This is a genomic window from Vibrio iocasae (assembly GCF_042245395.1).
Lineage (GTDB): Bacteria > Pseudomonadota > Gammaproteobacteria > Enterobacterales > Vibrionaceae > Vibrio > Vibrio iocasae.
On the sequence record NZ_CP145310.1, the window covers coordinates 1,261,969 to 1,282,931 of the forward strand.

Annotated in this window: 17 protein-coding genes; 12 read left to right on the forward strand and 5 right to left on the reverse strand. The window is 44.3% G+C overall.

The window, feature by feature from the left end:
• Window positions 1-42 precede the first annotated feature (42 nt).
• The 5 genes from SNR28_RS05700 to SNR28_RS05720 form a co-directional block, all read right to left on the reverse strand.
• Entirely contained in the window at window positions 43-1,368 is a 1,326-nt protein-coding gene (locus tag SNR28_RS05700; RefSeq protein WP_375748247.1) for a serine hydrolase domain-containing protein, read from the reverse strand.
• Between the two features lie 119 nt (window positions 1,369-1,487).
• Window positions 1,488-2,387 (reverse strand): LysR family transcriptional regulator, encoded by a 900-nt coding sequence (locus SNR28_RS05705; protein WP_375748248.1) that lies wholly within the window; start codon window positions 2,385-2,387, stop codon window positions 1,488-1,490.
• A gap of 100 nt (window positions 2,388-2,487) precedes the next feature.
• Window positions 2,488-2,940 (reverse strand): hypothetical protein, encoded by a 453-nt coding sequence (locus tag SNR28_RS05710; RefSeq protein WP_375748249.1) that lies wholly within the window; start codon window positions 2,938-2,940, stop codon window positions 2,488-2,490.
• Window positions 2,941-3,008: 68 nt separating this feature from the next.
• Window positions 3,009-3,257 carry a DUF3297 family protein gene (locus SNR28_RS05715; RefSeq protein ID WP_277822734.1) on the reverse strand — a complete coding sequence of 83 codons (249 nt, stop codon included), beginning with the start codon at window positions 3,255-3,257 and terminating at the stop codon, window positions 3,009-3,011.
• A gap of 66 nt (window positions 3,258-3,323) precedes the next feature.
• Window positions 3,324-5,819: a molybdopterin oxidoreductase family protein gene (locus tag SNR28_RS05720; RefSeq protein WP_375748250.1), complete on the reverse strand. Its 2,496-nt coding sequence runs from the start codon at window positions 5,817-5,819 to the stop codon at window positions 3,324-3,326.
• Window positions 5,820-6,218: 399 nt separating this feature from the next.
• On the opposite strand from SNR28_RS05720, the gene cobA reads away from it, so the two are divergent.
• From cobA to SNR28_RS05780, 12 genes are all read left to right on the forward strand, one after another.
• Window positions 6,219-7,037, forward strand: a complete 819-nt coding sequence (cobA, locus tag SNR28_RS05725) for a uroporphyrinogen-III C-methyltransferase (RefSeq protein ID WP_375749906.1) — start codon at window positions 6,219-6,221, stop codon at window positions 7,035-7,037.
• 65 nt (window positions 7,038-7,102) lie between these two features.
• A complete protein-coding gene (nirB, locus tag SNR28_RS05730; protein WP_375748251.1) occupies window positions 7,103-9,649 on the forward strand; it encodes a nitrite reductase large subunit NirB in 2,547 nt (848 codons plus the stop codon).
• Window positions 9,650-9,721: 72 nt separating this feature from the next.
• Window positions 9,722-10,066: a nitrite reductase small subunit NirD gene (nirD, locus tag SNR28_RS05735; RefSeq protein ID WP_375748252.1), complete on the forward strand. Its 345-nt coding sequence runs from the start codon at window positions 9,722-9,724 to the stop codon at window positions 10,064-10,066.
• 72 nt (window positions 10,067-10,138) lie between these two features.
• A complete protein-coding gene (locus SNR28_RS05740; protein WP_375748253.1) occupies window positions 10,139-11,608 on the forward strand; it encodes a NarK family nitrate/nitrite MFS transporter in 1,470 nt (489 codons plus the stop codon).
• A gap of 128 nt (window positions 11,609-11,736) precedes the next feature.
• Entirely contained in the window at window positions 11,737-13,485 is a 1,749-nt protein-coding gene (locus SNR28_RS05745; RefSeq protein WP_375748254.1) for a protein kinase, read from the forward strand.
• 132 nt (window positions 13,486-13,617) lie between these two features.
• Window positions 13,618-14,196, forward strand: coding sequence for a TMEM165/GDT1 family protein (locus tag SNR28_RS05750; protein WP_375748255.1), 579 nt, complete (start codon window positions 13,618-13,620; stop codon window positions 14,194-14,196).
• Between the two features lie 128 nt (window positions 14,197-14,324).
• A complete protein-coding gene (locus tag SNR28_RS05755) occupies window positions 14,325-15,056 on the forward strand; it encodes a response regulator (RefSeq protein WP_375748256.1) in 732 nt (243 codons plus the stop codon).
• Between the two features lie 13 nt (window positions 15,057-15,069).
• Entirely contained in the window at window positions 15,070-16,509 is a 1,440-nt protein-coding gene (locus SNR28_RS05760) for an ATP-binding protein (protein ID WP_375748257.1), read from the forward strand.
• 195 nt (window positions 16,510-16,704) lie between these two features.
• The gene (locus SNR28_RS05765) at window positions 16,705-17,952 is read left to right on the forward strand and encodes an ABC transporter substrate-binding protein (RefSeq protein WP_375748258.1); all 1,248 of its coding nucleotides are present in this window, start codon (window positions 16,705-16,707) and stop codon (window positions 17,950-17,952) included.
• Between the two features lie 72 nt (window positions 17,953-18,024).
• Window positions 18,025-18,948: a carbohydrate ABC transporter permease gene (locus SNR28_RS05770; RefSeq protein WP_375748259.1), complete on the forward strand. Its 924-nt coding sequence runs from the start codon at window positions 18,025-18,027 to the stop codon at window positions 18,946-18,948.
• Window positions 18,945-19,802, forward strand: coding sequence for a carbohydrate ABC transporter permease (locus tag SNR28_RS05775; RefSeq protein WP_375748260.1), 858 nt, complete (start codon window positions 18,945-18,947; stop codon window positions 19,800-19,802). The genes SNR28_RS05770 and SNR28_RS05775 overlap by 4 nt, the downstream gene beginning before the upstream one ends.
• Window positions 19,803-19,807: 5 nt before the next feature.
• On the forward strand, window positions 19,808-20,920 hold the full coding sequence (locus tag SNR28_RS05780; protein ID WP_375748261.1) for an ABC transporter ATP-binding protein: 1,113 nt from the start codon (window positions 19,808-19,810) through the stop codon (window positions 20,918-20,920).
• The last annotated feature ends 43 nt before the right edge of the window (window positions 20,921-20,963 follow it).

Consider the following 20,963-nt stretch of genomic DNA (forward strand, 5'->3'; position numbering starts at 1 on the left):
TGAGAAAAACAGCCTCACTTATCGATGTATATCTATAGAGATTTATCGATATACGGAGTTAACAATCTCTCTGGAATAGCCTTCTAACCAAAGGATATTGTCGTAGCTCGACGAGAACCAGGCGACGACGGTATCTGTCTCAGGAGAGACATATAGCGCCTGTCCGGTACGTCCTGATTTGTATAAATCACCGTCGCAGAAAATTGCGTCCCACTGGTAAGAAGCACCAATACAATTCGTTCCGAAGTTCTTAATCACTCGTTGACTTAAGTAATCTTCCGTAAAAGTATCTGGTGTTACTGCTTTATAGGTCTTATCTAGATAATCCGAAGGAACAACAGGTGTGTCTGCAACTTTGGACCAACTTGGGGTATAAAGCATTCCATAGCGGCCTAAATCTCTTAAACGAGACGTAAATACACCAGCAGATACTGGCTCTCCGGTAGGAGATAACCCGAGTAAAGCATCCCCTTCCATCCCAGCTTTTGACCATACTCGCTCACTGAAAAGGTCATGCATTGGTTTTCCAGTTACATTTTCAGCAACCAAACCCAATAAGAAAGTATTGATAGATGAGTACTCAAACATATCTCCAGGTTCGCGAATTTTTTTCGCATCCAGGGTAGTCTGCAGCAGTGATGTTCCCTCTGCCGTTGTCGATGTGTCTCCTGACGCTAGTTGATAGAAACGATTAATTGGATGTCCTTCAGTTCCCACGTTTCTTTCGCCTACATCCATACCAGAGTTCTGATGTAAAACTTCTGCAACAGGAATGTGTTCCCACTCTGTGTTCTTTAACTCCGGAATGTACTTTGAAATAGGAGCCGTTAGCTCAACTTTACCCTCGTTTTCCAGTTGAGCGATAACTAGCGAAACCATAGTTTTTGTTGTAGAGGCCCAGAAGTGGTTATCAGTATCTCGCATTCCGGGATACTGTTCATACACAATCTTGCCTTTGTGTATCACCAGCACTCCCTTCATACGAGAACGGGGGTCTGCCAATACTTCATCTAGTGTTAACTCGCCGAGATCAGAATTGTAGCTAACCGAACCAATCGCTCTATTTTCATTCTGCTTGAGCTCACTTACCTGGCCACTTCTTGGAACCATAGACATTGGTAAGAATTCACTCAAATTTGAAGTCGCATAAGCACCACTATCATTGGCAGTCTGGATATCTATAGCGTTAAAACGAGCCCTAGCCTCTTTAGTTTCATCAGCGCTAAAACCATTAGCGCCATTCCAAACTGGTGAAAGCTCATCAGGTAGCTCAAATGACGAATAGGATGTCGCGACTGCATACCCAGAAAATGCCATCGCTGACAGAATAAGTGCTGCTCTAACTTTGAATGGAGAAGATATTTTCATAGGAGATTCCTGCATTAACTGTGATATTCGGACAATATCAACGACAGGAGAATGTGAGAATGGTCATATCTGATATATGAACTATACCCAAATTGACAGAAGCGGTGCTTAACCTACGTCTACTGAAATACCTTCTTCGCTATGTCTTCAATCCATTTTGCTTGCTTAGATTGGTAGTACATAGAGTTATAGACCAATGCAATATCTTTAATATCACGGTTGGGAACGTCAGGAGTCACGCAGGAGAACTCTTTCGGATCTAACGAGTTGTATAGACTTGCTGGAGCAACAAAAATAGTATCCGAACGTTTTGTTAGCTCTAGTAAGGGAGTGATATTTTCGGAACGAAGAACAGGGACAACATCAAATTGCTTGTATTGCTTTGCGAGTACCATTTCAAACTGATTGAATTCAGGAATGATTAACCCTGAAACATCATAGCTATCGAAGATTACTTCCAGTTTTTGTTTTGTTCCTCCAAAAGGGTGCCCAGATCTGCATATACCAATAAACTCATCTGCACAGAGCTTTATCTGGTGCAACTCTTTGGACACATCCATAGGAAAAAAGTTTAGAGCCGCATCTAGCTTGCCTGACAGGATATCCTGTGGGGTATTTGCAGTAAAACTCACTAACTCAACATTGGAATTGGGAGCGCTGGCTTTTATAGCTTTAAACAGTTCATAACCAAATGTTTCCATTAAAAAACTATTAAGCGCGATTCTTAGGGTTTTGTGAATTTTTTTCGGTTCGAAAACTTCTTCCATCAAGGTGTTTTCTAACGCGGCCATAATTTGAGGAAGTTGCTTTGATAATGATTCACCTCTGGGAGTCAACTTCATCCCTTTGGATTCTCTGACAAGTAGAGGATCATCTAGCTGTTCTCTTAACTTAGCCAATGTTCGGCTTACCCGCGATTGACTGGTACCTAGAATCTCTGCGGCTTTAGACGTGTTTTTTTCAGTTAGAAGAACTAGTAAGACTTTAAGTGAGTTGTAATCAAAATTTTTAATATTCATAAAGTTGAAACGAAGCCATACCCGTAGAACCATGGTTCTAATGTACATGAGTCAATAACATTACGCGAACCTGATAAGCTTCATTTTTACTTTTTATCAATTAGCGAATACTGACAATAATTCGGCTATCTTCAAGCTTTTCTTCTACTTCAGCACCATCCAGCATCAGACCAAGTGGGGAATGAGGAGTAACAACTAATACTTGTTCCTTACCTGACTTGAGCTTCATTCCTCCGCAGACAGGCAAAAACCAGTAGGTGTTCCCATCTGAAAGTTTCACTAGAGCACCATGCTCTATCTCATCATCGATATCAAACTCACGAAGAGTGAGAGACTTGATTCTGTTGATGGTCATATCATACTCAGCCACTCGCTGAGACTGACCATGCGCCAGATAAGCCGCTTCTAAACCTATGGTGTCATATTGGGTTTCAGCTACGCTCTGTTCATGAGTAGCCGCGTCATGGGCATTGTCGGCAGCAACCAGTGCAGTTTGCCTTTGCTGGTGCAGCATTTCGAGGAGGGTTTCGCGAAGATGTTCTTTTTCGGTCATTGGAAAGTAATTCAGGTTTGTAATAAGGGTAGCCAGAGACGCTACCCTATTTTTATAAAGCGATGAGCTTACTTGTAGAACGCTTCCACTTCACCTTTCAGCGTGATCAGCATCGGATTACCATAGCGATCTTTCGCTCTTGGAGAAGGGATTTTTACCCAACCTTCGCTGATGCAATACTCTTCAACATCAGTACGCTCTTTGCCATTTAGGCGGATACCAATGTGGTGCTCAAAGCACTCTGCTACAAAGAACTTGCTGCGTGAGTTGCCTGACAGACGATCTGGCAGAGTTGGTTTTTCGTTGTTGTCGCTCATGTTAGTGACCTATAAGTAAATCGATAGCTGCGCATTGTAGTCAATACAAGGCGCTCCGACAATAACTTAGGCAACACTATTGAGTGGCTGACCGACTAAAAACTCAGACTCTGCCTTTTCATCAAAATCCTGACTGTAGATATCTGCCAGCTCCTCCGAAACAAGTAAATCAAAATCACTTTGCACAGTGAACGCCTGTACCACTTGTCCATCCCGAACGGTAACGTACCTTTGGTCAGAGCCTGTTATGCCCGACTCAAACGTAGCTATTCTGTCGTAGTGATTGTTGAGTTTCGTTTTTAGATACTGAGCCAACTCGAATACACCTTGAGCAGACTCGATTCGATACAAGTATCCTTGTTCAATTTTCTGACGTGCCCAGTAATCCAGTTCGTTTAGATCGACCACTTCTCTGGATACAAACACCGCACAACTTGAATGACGGCATGGGGTAATTGCAACCGGAGTATGCTTAAACTCCGGTTGGCCGGATGCATCGTCAATAAAAGGGGCAATCATTTCACACGGTTTGCTGTTTTTCGCAGTGAGATTATTCCAGTGAATGGGTAAAAAGACCTGATTGTCAGCAACTTGACCTGAGATCTCCGCTCGGGCAATGCACTCTCCCCTATTATTATGCACCCTAGCAAGCTGACCATTTTCGATACCATAACTTTTCGCGGTGCTTTGGTTGATTTGCACATAAGGCTCTGATTTGTGCTCTCCTAATCGAGCAGAGAGTCCCGTGCGGGACATGGTGTGCCATTGATCTCTGGTTCTGCCACTATTTAGCAGCAGTGGATAGTTTTCTGTCGTATTGCTTAGTGGCCTGGAGTAGTGAACTGGGACAAAATTCGCTTTGTGGTTGCCTGTAAAATAGTGATTGTCACTAAAAAATCGCTGGTTCACAATCTCCTGCTGCAAGCCCAATACCGGCCATTGCTGCGGTGCTAATTTGCTGTAACCCATGTCATCTAGCTGCGTTAAACCAATAAGATTAAAATCTCGCTCTCTATTCAGATTCCCAACGGTTGATAACCTGGCATATTCGCGAAAGATCTCACCTTCGTGTCGATAGCTAAACGCATCTGCGAATCCCATCTTTTGCGCTACCTGACTGATTATCCACCAGTCCGGTTTTGCCAAGCCAGGGCTTGGCATCACGCGTCGCTGTCTGGAAATTCGTCTTTCCGAGTTGGTCACGGTACCAGATTTTTCACTCCATCCCTGAGCGGGCAGAACAAGGTCAGCCATCCGTGTGGTTTCTGTATCTTCGATGCAATCAGAAACCACAACAAAAGGACATGCTCCGAGTGCCTGCTTAATCTTGTCGCTGTCAGGCAGACTCACCATTGGGTTGGTTGCCATAATCCATACGGCTTTAATCTTGCCTTCAGCCATAGCATTAAACAGGTCAACTGCTTTTAATCCCGGTTTCGTCGCTAAGTTGTCTGTTTTCCAGAAATCGCTAACTAATTGGATATGTTCAGGGTTTTCAAATTCCATATGTGAAGCAAGCGTATTCGCAAGTGCACCAACCTCCCTACCACCCATTGCGTTTGGCTGCCCCGTAACAGAGAAAGGACCGCAACCTTCTTTACCAATTTTTCCGGTCGCAAGGTGGCAGTTGATAATGCTGTTTACTTTATCGGAGCCAGAGCTGGACTGATTGACACCTTGCGAGTAAATAGTGACAACCTTTTCTATAGACGCGAAATCGGAATAAAAATTTGATAGTCGTTCTTCCGTCAATCCGGTGATATCTGCGACATCAGAATTATTGGCAGCCTCAAATGTCTGTACAAAGTTATTCGTATGAGAGGATATAAAGTCCCAATCGAGGCAATTGTGCTCTGACAGATAACTTAATAACCCGTTAAATAGGGCGACATCAGAACCAGAGTCTAACGCCAAATGTTCATCTGCAATCTCGCAACTGTTAGTTTCGCGGGGATCAACGACAACAACCTTCAGATCGGGATTATTCTGCTTCGCACTGCGTAAACGCTGAAAAAGCACAGGGTGGCACCATGCAAGGTTAGACCCCACCAACACAACCATCTCTGCTTGTTCCAGATCTTCGTAACACACAGGAACCGTATCCGTACCAAACGCACGTTTGTGTCCAACGACCGAAGAAGCCATACATAGACGAGAGTTACTATCGATATTGCTTGTCCCCATAAAACCCTTAATCAGTTTGTTGGCAATATAATAGTCCTCTGTTAACAGTTGACCCGAAACATAGAAAGCAACCGAGTCTGGTCCGTGCTCTTCGATAGCCTTGGTAAACCTCTCTGCTACCATTTGTGTCGCGACATCCCAACTTAGCGTATTGGCTTCTTCATTTATTTTGTGGATGGGTGATAGCAGCCGTCCATCATGAATAATAGTGTCACCCAAAGCGATGCCTTTCGTGCACAGCTTGCCATAATTAGATGGGTGACTTTTGTCTCCTCTTACTTCAAGCTCACCACTCAATTTAGGGCGTGCTTCTATGCCGCAGCCCACCCCACAATAGGCACAAGTTGTCTTAATCCATCCTTCATTGTTCTGGTTCACCGTTTCACCTCAATATAAACGTAAAGCTTAGTATTAAGTATTTCATAGCAACTAATGAACCAACTTGGCAATATTATACTTATTCATTTTTTATTGTTTATATTTCAATACACTAAAAACACACATAACCCTAAAGTAGTAGGCCAATTACACTCAAAAATCCAAATAAAATACACCTAACGCACCACTTTAATTCACAATGCACCACAAAGGCCCACTTTTAATCATTTTAGCCTAAAAAATAGTCACAATAACGCATATTGAAATGTAGCAACTTGAATATAAAGCTCTGTTATATAAACAGATAAAAATTATTTTTGACCTAAATCAAGTTTTAGGCATCATGCTTGCAGTACCCCATTCATCAATCGTCAAGCAGTACAGGAATGGGTTATGAAGATGAGCCAAAAGCACAAAGGAAACCGACAAGGCAGAGTTACCTTGGTTGGAGCGGGTCCTGGAGATCCAGATTTGCTTACCGTGAAAGCAGCAAGAGCTATTGAGCAAGCTGAGCTTATTGTCTTCGATAACCTGGTGAGCCAGGAAATAAGAGACCTTTTCCCAGAACATGCTCAGACTTTATACGTTGGTAAATCAAAGGGGCATCACAGCTCTACTCAAGATGCAATCAACGACACGCTCATCAACTATGCCAATGCAGGTAAAGATGTCTGCCGAGTGAAAGGCGGAGACAGCTTTATCTTTGGGCGTGGCGGAGAAGAAATGCTATTGCTGGCTAAAAAAGGCATTGCAGTGGATGTCATCCCCGGCATCACTGCGGCTTCAGGCTGCACCTCATACGCAAATATTCCACTAACTCATCGCGGTCTGGCACAAGGTTGCACCTTCATTACTGCCCATGCCGACAAAAAGCTATCTGTGAACTGGAAAGCATTAGCTGAATTAAATCAAACCTTGGTGATCTACATGGGCTTAAGTAAAACCGAGTTGATCACTGAAGAGTTGATTAAGAATGGGCTGAATCCAGAGACACCCGTCGCTTTTCTTGAGAGTGGATGTACACCTCAGCAACGCATTTTTACCGGACAGCTCTCTGAGCTCACGAAGTTAAAACAAGACAACCAAATTCAGTCACCGGCACTGATTGTTATCGGACAAGTCGTATCGGTCGCAAACCAGATGCAGTGGCTGGAGCAACTCACTGAACGCTCATGTAGTACGGATACTACGGAACAAGATTTAAAGCTGTCGGCATAACATGGGAATAACCATGCAACCTAAGCAGCAGATATTTAATAACTTTTACTAATGGGAACTAGAGTATGAGCAAACAAAGAATCGTCGTCGTAGGCAACGGCATGGTAGGTCATAAGTTTATCGATACACTTATCCAAAATGCCAAAGAAGAAGTAGAGGTCATTACGTTTTCAGAGGAGTCACGGCTGGCTTATGACCGAGTACAACTCACCTCTTATTTTACGGGTAATACAGCCGATGATTTGGCCCTCACCAGCGAAGCTTACTATCAAGAACATGGTGTTAGCTATGTTGTTAACGAGAAGGTTGTTCAGTTAAACACCTCTGAAAATAAAGTAGTGACCGCCAGCGGCAGGGAAGAAGCCTATGACAAACTTATTCTGGCAACAGGTTCCTATCCCTTTGTTCCACCGATTCCTGGTAATGATCAGGAGCACTGTTTTGTTTATCGGACCATTGAGGATTTAGATGCCATTGAAGCATCAAGTAAGCAAAGCAAAAGTGGGGTTGTAATTGGTGGTGGTCTGCTCGGTTTGGAAGCGGCAAATGCCATCAAAAACCTTGGCCTTGAAACACATGTCGTTGAGTTTGCTCCTCGCCTTATGGCGGTACAGTTGGAAGAAGGCGGTGGTGCCCTGCTTCGCAGAAAGATTGAAGATATGGGTGTTTCTGTACATACAGAAAAAGCGACCACTGAAATTGTTGCCGGTGACTCTGCCCGTTATCGAATGAACTTTGCAGACGGTACTTTTCTTGAAACCGATATGATTGTGTTTTCAGCAGGTATCCGCCCTCAGGACGAGCTAGCTAAAGAGACCGACATAATACTCGGAGAGCGAGGCGGCATCGTCATCAATAACCACTGCCAGACCAGTATTCCCAACGTGTATGCCATTGGTGAATGTGCTTTATGGGAGAACCAGATATTCGGACTTGTTGCTCCTGGCTATCAGATGGCTAAGGTTGCGGTTAGTCATATACTTGGTGATGGCTCCCCTGCCGAGTTCACAGGCGCAGATATGAGCACCAAACTAAAACTGCTTGGTGTTGATGTCGCTAGTATTGGTGAGGTTCATGGTCGTACCGAAGGTGCGCAGTCATACACCTACAACGATGAAATTGAACAGGTCTACAAACGTCTGATTGTGTCAGCCGATGGTTCTAAAATCGTAGGAGCGGTTTTGGTAGGTGACGCAGAAGCTTACGGAACGCTGCTTCAGCTTAAGCAAAATGATATGCCATTACCATCCAACCCTTCTGTTTTGATCCTTCCAAACGCCGCAGAAGATGAGTCATCAGCAATGGGCATCGATGCACTTCCTGACAGCGCAATGATCTGTTCCTGTTTCGATGTAACGAAAGGCGATATCAAGCAAGCAGTCGCATCTGGATGCACAACTATGGCAGCCCTTAAAGAAACAACAAATGCATCAACTGGCTGTGGTGGCTGTTCTGCATTGGCCAAACAGGTATTAGATAGTGAGCTTCTCAGCCTTGGCGTTGAAGTGAACAACGACCTGTGCGAGCACTTTGCCTATTCTCGACAGGAACTGAGCGATATCGTACGTATCAACCAGATCAAAACCTTTGATGAACTGTTAGAAAAATACGGTAGCGGGCTAGGCTGTACCGTATGTAAACCTGCGGTTGGCTCCATACTCGCATCGTTCTGGAATGACTACATTCTTGAGAACGAACACATCGAGCTTCAGGATACTAATGACATTTACCTCGGCAATATGCAGAAAGACGGTACTTACTCTGTCGTCCCACGAATTGCAGGTGGCGAGATTACACCCGATAAGTTGATCGTATTGGGTGAGGTGGCGAAAGAGTTCGACCTTTACACCAAGATCACCGGAGGTCAACGTGTTGACCTGTTTGGCGCTCAACTCAATGATCTGCCTGTTATCTGGAAAAAGCTGGTCGATGCTGGCTTTGAAACTGGTCATGCCTATGGCAAATCGGTACGTACCGTTAAGTCTTGTGTTGGCAGCACATGGTGTCGTTATGGTGTGAAAGACAGTGTTGGCTTCGCCATCGATATAGAAAACCGCTACAAAGGCGTTCGTTCTCCCCACAAACTTAAGTTTGCCGTTTCCGGCTGTACCCGTGAATGTGCGGAAGCACAGTCGAAAGATATCGGTGTTATTGCAACAGAGAATGGCTGGAACCTTTATGTATGCGGTAACGGGGGCATGCGTCCACGCCATGCTGACCTGTTTGCTTCCGATTTGGATGAAGAGACACTCATCAAATATATCGACCGGGTACTGATGTTCTACATTCGCACTGCTGACAGACTTCAACGCACTTCCGTCTGGATGGAAAACCTGGAAGGCGGGCTTGAATACCTTAAACAAGTCGTCATTGAAGACAAACTAGGGCTTTGTGATGAGCTTGAAAAAGAGATGGCCGCCAATATCGCAAAATACCAATGCGAGTGGAAAACCACTATAGAATCCCCTGAAAAGCTTAAACGCTTCAATCACTTTATCAACAGTGAGCAACGAGATGAACGACTTAAGTTTGTCACAATGAGGGACCAGAGATTCCCTTTGCAATCACCTGAAAAGTCTCAAGAAGCTATTAAGATCGTTGAAGTGGAGTAACAAGGTCACTTTAAAAACAAATCTCAAACTTACTAAACGAATTTACGAACAAAGGAATTGAGGAGATTCTCCATGAGTAATTGGATAACCGTCTGTCAGGCCGATGACTTAGTTTCAAGCATAGGGTTATGTGCGCTTGTCGGAGACCAACAGGTTGCCATCTTTAGTTGCAAACGCACTGGCTCGCTGTATGCGGTTTCAAATTTTGATCCGATTGGAAAAGCGAACGTGTTGTCTCGCGGAATCATAGGGTCTTTAGATGATAAACCCTACGTGGCCTCACCGCTCTACAAACAGCACTTTAATCTGGAAACGGGTATCTGTCTGGAAGAGCCTGAGTACCAAATAAAAACCTATCCGGTACGCGAGCAAAATGGTGCTGTACAGGTTCAACTTACCGTTTCAAAAGCAGCTTAATACTCATTGGTCACACCCAAAACCTGCTCGACTGAGGTGTGACAATATAAATATATGGAAAAGGAAGACGTTATGGAAAACACCAAATTCTCCATTTTTTCTTTTAAAGGGAAGATGAAGATCTTACATCTCAGTTGGATGGCCTTCTTTATCACCTTTGTTGTTTGGTTTAACTTCGCGCCACTATTGCAGATGGTAAAGGAAACTCTGGGGTTAACTACGCAGGAGATCAAAACACTTTTAATACTCAACGTTGCGTTAACTATCCCTGCTCGTGTCATCATCGGTATGCTCACTGATAAGTACGGGCCTCGGATCGTCTACTCGGCGCTGCTTGCTATCTGTTCTATACCCTGTTTTATGTTCGCATTTGCAGATTCATTTATGCAGGCCGCTATTGCACGATTCCTTTTAGGCTTCATTGGAGCAGGTTTTGTTATCGGAATTCGACTGGTATCAGAGTGGTTCCCGCACAATGAACTTGGTACTGCTGAAGGTATTTATGGTGGCTGGGGTAACTTCGGCTCTGCTGCTGCAGCATTCACACTTCCGACTGTTGCTCTGATGTTTGGTGGTGACGATGGATGGCGTTATGCAATAGCCATTACAGGCCTGATGAGTTTAGCCTTCTCGTTTGTCTTTTACCGTAGCGTTTCAGATACACCTAAGGGCTCTACTTACTTTAAGCCAAAACATCTGTCAGCGATGGAAGTAACATCGAAAGGTGATTTCTATTTTCTACTTCTGATGAAAGTTCCGATGTATGCCGTACTTGCGCTGCTTGCATGGAAACTCTCTTCTGCCGGAATTGGAATGTTGACTGATTTCACGGTGAACGCTATCTATGCCGGCCTGGTTGCTCTATATCTGCTTGAAGTGAGTCAGGTATGGAAAGTCAATAAAACGGTATTTGAAAAGCCCGTAGAAGAAGTTCATCAATACAAGTTTAAGCAGGTAGCGGTACTTAACGTTTTATACTTCGCTACCTTTGGCTCAGAACTGGCTGTCGTTTCCATGCTACCTCTGTTCTTCTCTGAAACGTTCGAGCTATCTCCTGTGTTAGCTGGTATGGTGGCGTCGGCATACGCCTTTATGAACCTGATGTCTCGACCAGGTGGTGGTTGGATTTCAGATAGATTTGGTCGTAAATCGACGCTTCTTATCTTAACAGCAGGCCTGGCAGTCGGTTACTTTGTCATGGGACAAGTAGGTAGTGACTGGCCAGTATGGTTAGCGGTTGTTGCTGCTATGGCGTGTTCTTTCTTCGTTCAGGCTGGTGAAGGCGCAGTATTCGCAACCGTACCGTTAATCAAACGCCGTATGACAGGCCAAATTGCAGGTATGACCGGTGCCTATGGTAATGTTGGTGCAGTTACTTATCTGACTATACTTTCTTTTGTCGATTACCAGACTTTCTTCTACGTCATTGCAGGAACCGCGGTACTTGGATTTGGTGCTCTACTGTTTATGGAAGAACCTAACGGCAAAATCGCTGAAGTTAATGAAGATGGCAGCGTTACTTTAATCGATGTCTCACACTAACAAATAGCGAATGTAACAAAATCGGGAGGTGTTGGTACTGGCACTGGTACCAACATCGTTCAAAAGCTCAAACAGTTTCCAGACTAATTTGGGCTTTTGTTCTTAACCACTCTAAGTAAGAGAGCAGAATGTATCCGCGAGATAAAAAAGAAAATCATAAACTCAAACTGGAACATGCGGGCAGTTGTCTTGTCGGGACCAGAAGAGAAAATCAGGATGCGATTCTTGTCAGGGTACCTGATGACGCTAACGAGTTAACCCACAAAGGCGTGGTTGCTTGTATTGCAGATGGCGTAAGTTGCAGTGAGCACAGTCAGAAAGCCAGCCATACGGCTGTCGTTCAGTTCATTAACGACTATTATGCGACACCTGACAGTTGGAGCATTAAAAACTCCGCCAGTAAGATACTGACCTCTTTAAACTCATGGCTGTATGAAGAAGGTACAAAGCAAGGACTTTCCCACAATGGGCTGGTCACCACTTTTAGTAGCATCATAATCAAATCGAACACTGCGCATATCTTTCACGTTGGGGATACCCGAATTTACCGTATGCGTGACAACAAACTTCGACTATTGACCAAAGATCACCAGAGAACCAACTTCGGCAAAAATGCCTATCTGACCCGTGCACTTGGAATGGATCGCATGTTAGAAGTGGACTATCAGTCGATGAGTTTACAAGAAGGTGACCGATTTATTCTTACATCCGACGGTGTACATGACTTTATCGACGACAGTGCCTTGTCTGATTTCACTCTAAACGCTAACCAGCTAAAACCTCAGGAGCTTAGTGAAGAAATCTGTCATCAGGCCATGAATAATGGTAGTCAGGATAATCTCAGTTGCCTGATCATGGACATCACTCAACTTCCTGCGCATTCGTTATTGGAGCATCAACAACGGATACTAACACGTACCATCCCACCAGCACTCCAGCCTACCAATAGCCTGGATGGCTATGTGGTCGAAAAAATACTTTATGAGGGTTCCAGAAGCCATGTATATCAGGTAAAAGAGCCTGGTACGGATAGAAGAATGGTCATGAAAGCGCCTTCAGCACACTACGCGGACGATACTGAATACCTGATTAACTTTGCCAATGAAGCCTGGATAGGTGCGCAGCTTAATAGTCATCGGGTAATGAAAACATACCCTATCGCTAACGACTCAAAGTTTGCTTATCAATTGTGTGAGTTTATTAATGGGATAACGCTGAGGCAGTGGATCTATGACAATCCTCAACCGGATTTGCAAAGTGTCAGAGCAATTCTGGAAGAACTGGTTAAGGCCGTTCGGGTCTTTCAACGAGCCGGTATGGTCCATAGGGATCTTAAGCCAGAGAACGTCATGATAACCCAAGAGGGTACGGTCAAGATCATCGATTTTGGTGCTGCTAAAGTTGAAGGCCTGGAAGAGATCACCGAAGAAAGTCGAGGAGGCGTTCCATTAGGCGCGGTAAATTACATTGCACCTGAGTACATCGCAAATGGAGAAACAAGTATACAGTCGGACCTGTTTTCAATTGCTGTGATTGGATTTGAAATGTTGACCGGAAAGCTGCCTTATAAACCAGCCAAAAGCCAAAATCTACAAGCGGCAAGACACGTAAAATGGGTGTATCAATCTATTTTAAACTACCGCGAAGATATACCAACCTGGATAGATCTGGCATTTAAAAAGGCTGTACACCATCAACCCAAACAGCGCTACCTGGCACTGGGTGAGTTTATCACCGATTTGTATACGCCGAACAAAGGGCTTCAGAATGAGCTGAAAGAGAGCCCTTTAATGCATAGGGATCCTATTTTGTTCTGGAAATCTATTGCGCTTCTAGCCACTTTTATTGCCTTGATAGAACTGCTACTCCTGATATAAAACGAATACCTTTACATAGCTAGTTCAGATCAAAAATACTACCTCGTTTTCTAAAAACTGCTATTATCCTCGTCCCGCAATCCCTTGAAGATTCGCGTTATAAATAAAAACAAAAGCTAAACTGTAAGCAAAATGAGCATAGAATTACTAACGACATCACTCCTCTCTTTCGGAGTGATCTTTCTGGCTGAAATCGGAGATAAAAGCCAACTAGTGTGTATGACGCTGGCGGCCAGACATAAACCAAAACCGATTATTCTTGGAAGCATCGCTGCATTTGCAGTTTTAAACTTTCTGGCTGTTTCTGTCGGAAATGGATTAACACATCTCATTCCTCATCAATGGTTGCTCTACTCGTCAGCTGCACTTTTTACGGCTTTTGGCATCAAATCGCTGTTCACCTCCGAAGAGGATGAAGAGGAAGAGAGTATTGTCGCGAAATCTAGTAAGAGCATCTTTGTCACCACATTCACTCTGATATTTCTCGCCGAGCTCGCTGACAAAACTCAATTAGCGGTAGTGACCATGAGCACTAACTACTCTCCGGTGGTAATTTGGTTATCAGCGACCGCTGCCTTAGGGGCAACAAGTGTCATGGGTGTGCTGCTCGGTCGGAAACTACTTTCCCGCATAAACGCCAATCTCATGCATAAAGTAAGTGGTCTGTTTTTTATACTGATCGCGGCTTTATTGTTATTTAACGGGCTCTAATCTCGTGAGGCGGTTCAAATACTAAAACATCCTTATTAACAAACTTCAAACTTTGCATAACATCTTCATGTTCCTGCTGTTGACTTGTATAGAATGCTGTAAACAAGTCGTAAAAGCAGGAAATATCAATGAAAGAACAGGCACATATCTTAGTAGTAGATGACGATCAAGAGATCAGGGAACTGCTGGATAGATACCTGACTAAAGTTGGCTATAAAGTTTCTACAGCTGAAGATGGGGAAGCAATGGAAGCTTTCTTGGAAACCAACGGTTTTCCTGCGTTAATCCTGCTAGATATCATGCTTCCTGGTGACGATGGATTTACTCTCTGCCAAAAAGTTCGTAAAGATTCCAATGTTCCTATCATCATGCTTACTGCAGTGTCTGATGTCACCGATCAGATTATCGGGCTAGAACTGGGGGCTGATGACTACGTCGCGAAACCCTTTAATCCACGACAACTTGTAGCCCGAATCAAGGCAGTTCTAAGAAGAACCCAAACTGAAGAAGAACCCGCTGCAAGTAACTCGATTCCCAAAGGCATCAACTTTGGAAGCTGGCATCTGGATACACTCGCTCACACCCTAAAAAATCAGGAGACTAATGAGCAACTTGAGCTATCAGGCAGCGATTTCTCCTTGCTGATGTTGTTCCTGTCCAGACCCAACGAAGTATTGGACAGAGATACCATTTCCTGTGCAACCAGAGGTCGAGAAGCATTACCGTTTGAGCGAGGAATTGACGTTCAGCTCAGTCGCTTGCGTAACCGTCTGGGTGATAACGGGAAGTGCAACCAGTATATAAAAACGATGCGCGGTAACGGCTACATTTTTACTGCATCTGTCTCATACGAGCATTAAGTCTAACCCGCGTATGAAGCGTCTATTTTACCCTCGCTCTCTGGTTGCCAGAACTCTCTGGTTAACTCTAATTGCGGTTCTTATCGCACAAGGAATTGCGACAGGTATATGGTATAGCCAAAGCAAGAAAAAAGAAGTCGAAGGGATAACAACTACCTCAGCAAGCATGGCAACCATGTTTGCGTCCACGGTCAACTTCTTCCAAAGGTTGCCAATAGAGTATCGTCACATCATTTTGGATCAAATCCGAAACATGGGAGGAACCCGATTTTTCGTATCGTTTAACCATGAAAAACTCGCAATCGACCCTATTGATGATAACTATCTGGAACAGATCGCGATAGATTCCATTCAGAACGTTCTCGAAAACAAACTAAATAATGTTCGTACTATCGATGTCAGCTTTTCTAAACCGGATAAGCTTCGTATATTAAAAAACGACATTTATCTTCACGACCTGCCTAGATCCTGGGCTCACTACACGTTAACTCTCGAACCACTGAATCCACCAATTCTGGTTGTTCAAATTGAGCTAAACCATGAAGAGTGGATCTATATCGCAGCACTGCTCCCCCACCCTTATGTGATGCTGGACGATACGATTTTAAGCACCGATCAACTTATATTTCTGTTCTTGACGACATCCATGTTGATTGTCTTTACCTATCTCTTGATACGCAGGCAGGTTCGTCCATTGAAAAACCTTGCCAATGCAGCCAATAAAATGAGTATGGATGACAAGCAACCTGAACTGGATGAAGAAGGGGCATCTGAGATAGTCATTGCAACCCGAGCTTTTAACCGTATGCAGAAGCGTATCCTTCGCTATGTCTCCGACAGAGAAACGTTGTTTTCTGCCATCTCCCACGATTTGAAAACTCCGATCACCCGGTTGCGTATACGCACTGAACTTCTAGAAGATGAGCCGGAAAAAGACAAATTTAACTCCGATCTCGATGAATTGGAGATCATGGTTAAAGGCGCATTGCAAACCGTAAAAGACACCGATATCCATGAAAATAATATGATCATTGATATCAAATCACTGCTAAGAACCATTGCTGAATCATACAATCAGCAGTCGACCCGCGTTCATATTCAGGAATCACGAATCAAACCAATCATTGCCAAACCGCTCGCAATAAAACGTGTGTTGACCAACCTTATAGATAACGGTGTTAAATATGGTCACAAGGTCATTGTTTTTTCCCAAGAGACAGAATCTGGCCTGATGTTGGTTATTCAGGATAGTGGTCCGGGCATCCCTCAGGAGAAATTAGAGGATGTCTTCGAGCCGTACTTCCGCTTGGCAAAAGACAATGAAGGTCACGGTTTGGGCCTTGGTATCTGTCGCAATATTCTCCATGCACATGGTGGAGATCTCATTCTTGAAAACTCCATAAAAGGCGGATTATCCGCCAAAGTCCTTATTCCACGTAACCTGGCGGTGTAACTCTGCCCTAATGTAACAGGATGGTTACATTGGGGTTACGCTTTGTTTCAATCCTTATTGATAAGAAGCGTATGCTTTTATTGTGTGTTGCACACCTATTTCGGGCAACATCTAGTCCGGGCAACATCAAGAATAGGTGTTCCAATAACAAAACCTACATAAGTTAACTCCAATAACAGAACATGGACGAGAAAGATGAATATAAAAAAATCCCTACTGGCTCTTTCCCTACTCTCTGCAACTCAATTTGCTACTGCTGGCGAAGTTGAAGTACTTCACTGGTGGACCTCTGGTGGTGAAGCTAAATCTGTTGCTGCACTAAAAGACATGCTTGAAGCTCAGGGACACTCTTGGAAAGACTTTGCGGTAGCAGGTGGTTCAGGTACGAGTGCGATGACCGTTCTTAAGACTCGCGCAGTATCAGGTAATCCACCAGCCGCTGCTCAGATCAAAGGTCATGATATTCAGGAATGGGGTGGTTTAGGATTCCTGACAAGCCTTGATGATGTAGCGAAGAAGAACAAGTGGGATGACAAAGTACCATCTCTTGTAACTGACATCATGAAGTATGACGGTGAATACGTAGCGGTTCCTGTGAACGTACACCGTGTTAACTGGTTATGGGCGAACCGTGACGTTTTCCAGAAAGTTGGTGCTAAAGTACCAACAACCATGGATGAATTCTTTGTTGTTGGTGACAAGTTAAAAGCAGCAGGCATCATTCCTCTGGCTCATGGTGGTCAGGCATGGCAGGACGCAACTGTATTTGAAGCCGTAGCACTTGATGTACTTGGTTCAGACGGTTACCGCAAAGCATTTGTAGAACTAGACATGGATACGCTAAGTGGCGACAAGATGGTCGAAACTTTCCGTGTGTTCAAGAAGATGCACAACTACATTGATAAGAACTCTCCGGGACGTGACTGGAACATTGCGACTTCTATGGTAATCAATGGTGAAGCAGCAATGCAGATCATGGGTGACTGGGCGAAAGGTGAGTTCACAGCAGCGGGTAAAGTAGCAGGTAAAGACTACGTTTGTGTACCAGCGCCAGGCACTTCAGGCCAATTCACACACAACGTTGATAGCTTCGCGTTCTTCCAATTGAAAGATCAGGAAAACGTAAAGGCTCAGAAAGCACTGGCTGCAACGATTCTTACTCCAGAGTTCCAGGAAGTATTTAACCTGAACAAGGGTTCTATCCCTGTACGTATGGATGCAGACATGTCGAAGTTTGACAGCTGTGCCGTTTCTTCAATGGACACATTCAAGTCTTCAGCGAAGAGTGGTGACCTAGTGCCTAGTATGGCGCACGGTATGTCTACAACCAGCTATGCACAAGGTGCAATGTACGACGTTATCACTAACTTCTTCAACGATCCTAAAGCGGATCCAAAAGAAGCTGCTGTTAAGCTAGCGAAAGCTGTAAAAGCTGCAATGTAATTCATTGTAGTACTAAGTCTGTGAGGCCCTCTCCCCGGGCCTCATTTGACCCACTCCCACTTTCAGATTCATATGGAGCGTGTTTTGACTTCGCCTAACACAAAGCCTGTTCCCCAAAGAAGCTTCGCCGACAGACTGCAGCATTGGTTGCCAAAAATAGTACTCGCTCCTTCAATGGTTGTCGTACTGGTCTGTATTTATGGCTATATTCTATGGACAGCATTCCTATCAATGACCAACTCTCGTTTCCTGCCAAGCTATAAGTTTGTAGGCACCCTTCAGTACGATAAACTGATGGACAACGACCGTTGGATTACGTCTATCACGAACCTCGGTATCTTTGGCATCTTGTTTATGCTTCTGGCTATCGTTATTGGCGTTGGCCTGGCTATTTTGCTCGATCAGAATATCCGACAAGAAGGTGCAATACGTACCATTTATCTTTACCCAATGGCACTCTCCTTTATCGTTACAGGTACGGCATGGAAATGGATTCTAAACCCCGGCCTTGGTATCGAGAAACTCATGCATGACTGGGGCTATCTGGATTTCCGTTTCGACTGGTTAGTAAACTCAGAAATGGCGGTATACACGCTGGTAATCGCAGCGGTATGGCAGTCATCCGGTTTTGTTATGGCAATGTTCCTTGCTGGTTTAAGGGGTATCGATAGCTCGATTATTCGAGCAGCTCAGATTGATGGCGCTAGTCTTCCAACCATCTATTTCCGAATCATACTGCCTTGTCTGAGACCGGTATTCTTCAGTGCGGTAATCATTACATCTCACATCGCAATTAAGAGCTTCGACCTTGTGACGGTGTTAACCGCTGGTGGTCCGGGCTACTCGTCAGATTTACCTGCACTATTTATGTATGCTCACTCGTTTACTCGTGGACAAATCGGTTTAGGTGCTGCAAGTGCCATGATGATGCTGGCAGGTATCCTGGCTATTTTGGTTCCTTATCTCTATTCAGAACTCAGGGAGAAGAAATCATGAATACAAAAATGACACTTGGCCGAGCATTTATCTATGCAACGCTACTGTTTTTCTGCCTGATTTATCTGTTACCTCTTTTTGTAATGGTAACAACTTCATTCAAATCTCTTGCGGACATTCGTACTGGTAACCTGTTATCACTTCCGTCAGAGTGGATTTTTGATGCGTGGCGTAAAGCCTGGTCATCCGCCTGTACAGGTGTTAAGTGTGAAGGGGTAAATGGATTCTTCTGGAACTCACTACAGATGGTAATTCCAGCGGTTGCGATCTCAACCCTGCTTGGCGCATTTAACGGTTACGTAATCAGCAAATGGCAGTTCAGAGGTTCAAACTTCTTCTTCAGCGCAATGCTGTTTGGTTGCTTTATTCCGTTTCAGGTCATCCTTCTACCAATGGCAACCACACTAGGTAAGCTAGGATTGGCAAACACCACGACCGGACTCGTTGCGGTTCACGTTATCTACGGCCTAGCGTTTACCACGTTGTTCTTCCGCAACTTTTATGTCGGCATTCCGGATGAACTGGTTAAAGCAGCGAAGTTGGATGGCGCAGGATTTTTTACCATTTTCTTTAAAATCATGTTGCCGTTATCAATACCCATCATCATGGTAACGGTTATCTGGCAGTTTACCTCTATCTGGAATGACTTCCTGTTTGGTGTGGTTTATTCGGGCTCAGATACTCAGCCTATCACTGTTGCTCTGAACAATCTCGTGAATACCAGTACGGGTGTCAAAGAGTACAACGTTGATATGGCAGCAGCCATCATCGCAGCGCTTCCTACACTCTTTGTTTATGTTGTGGCAGGAAAATACTTTGTTCGTGGCTTAACCGCGGGATCAGTAAAAGGATAATAATAATGGCAACACTAGATTTAAAACAGATCCGCAAAACCTACCGAAACGCGGACATTGAAACACTGAAAGGCATTGATATCAGCATTGATTCTGGCGAATTTCTGATACTTGTTGGTCCATCTGGTTGTGGTAAGTCCACTCTGATGAATACCATTGCCGGCCTGGAAGATATCAACTCTGGCGAAATTCTGATTGATGGTGTCGACGTATCGAACGTTGAGCCGAAAGACCGTGACATCGCGATGGTTTTCCAGTCTTATGCTTTGTACCCAAACATGACGGTTGAAGGAAACATTGCGTTTGGACTTAAAATCAAAAAAATGCCTCAAGACCAAATTGATGCCGAAGTAAAACGTGTTGCGGAGATGCTTCAAATCGATCCATTGTTGAAGCGTAAACCTTCTCAGCTCTCTGGTGGTCAAAGACAGCGTGTAGCTATGGGACGCGCACTCGCCAGAAGACCTAAGCTTTATCTGTTCGATGAGCCACTATCTAATCTGGACGCTAAGTTGCGTGTTGAAATGCGTCACCAGATAAAACGGCTTCACCAACAGCTAAAAACCACCATTGTTTACGTAACACACGATCAGATTGAAGCGATGACGCTGGCTGATCGAATCGCGGTGATGAAAGATGGTGAGCTTCAGCAACTTGGAACACCTAAAGAGATCTATAACAAACCGAATAACATGTTTGTAGCCGGTTTTATGGGCTCTCCTTCCATGAACTTTATCCATACCATGGTTGATTTGGATGAAGAAGATAACCCAGTTATCAAAGTAACAGGAGCGGAAGGTAACGAACATCTAATCAGACTGCCAGCATCCATGCGCGAGCAAGATGGTAAAAAAGTCGTCATTGGATTAAGACCTGAGCACATTACTGACACTGATAGTGAAAACGACACCGCTTCTACTCGACTGGCACTGCAGTTAGAAGTACTGGAACCAACGGGACCAGATACGATAGCTATGGTGAAGGTAAACGGACAAGACGTGGCATGTCGCTTATCTCCAGAGTTTGAAGCTGCACCGGGTGAAACCGCGTCACTCAACTTTGACCTATCCCGGGCTGTCTACTTTGACGGAGAAACAGAAAAACGTCTCGACTTTTAGTCAACAGACCCTAGCTTGTGGCGGACTGAAATAAGTTCGCCAC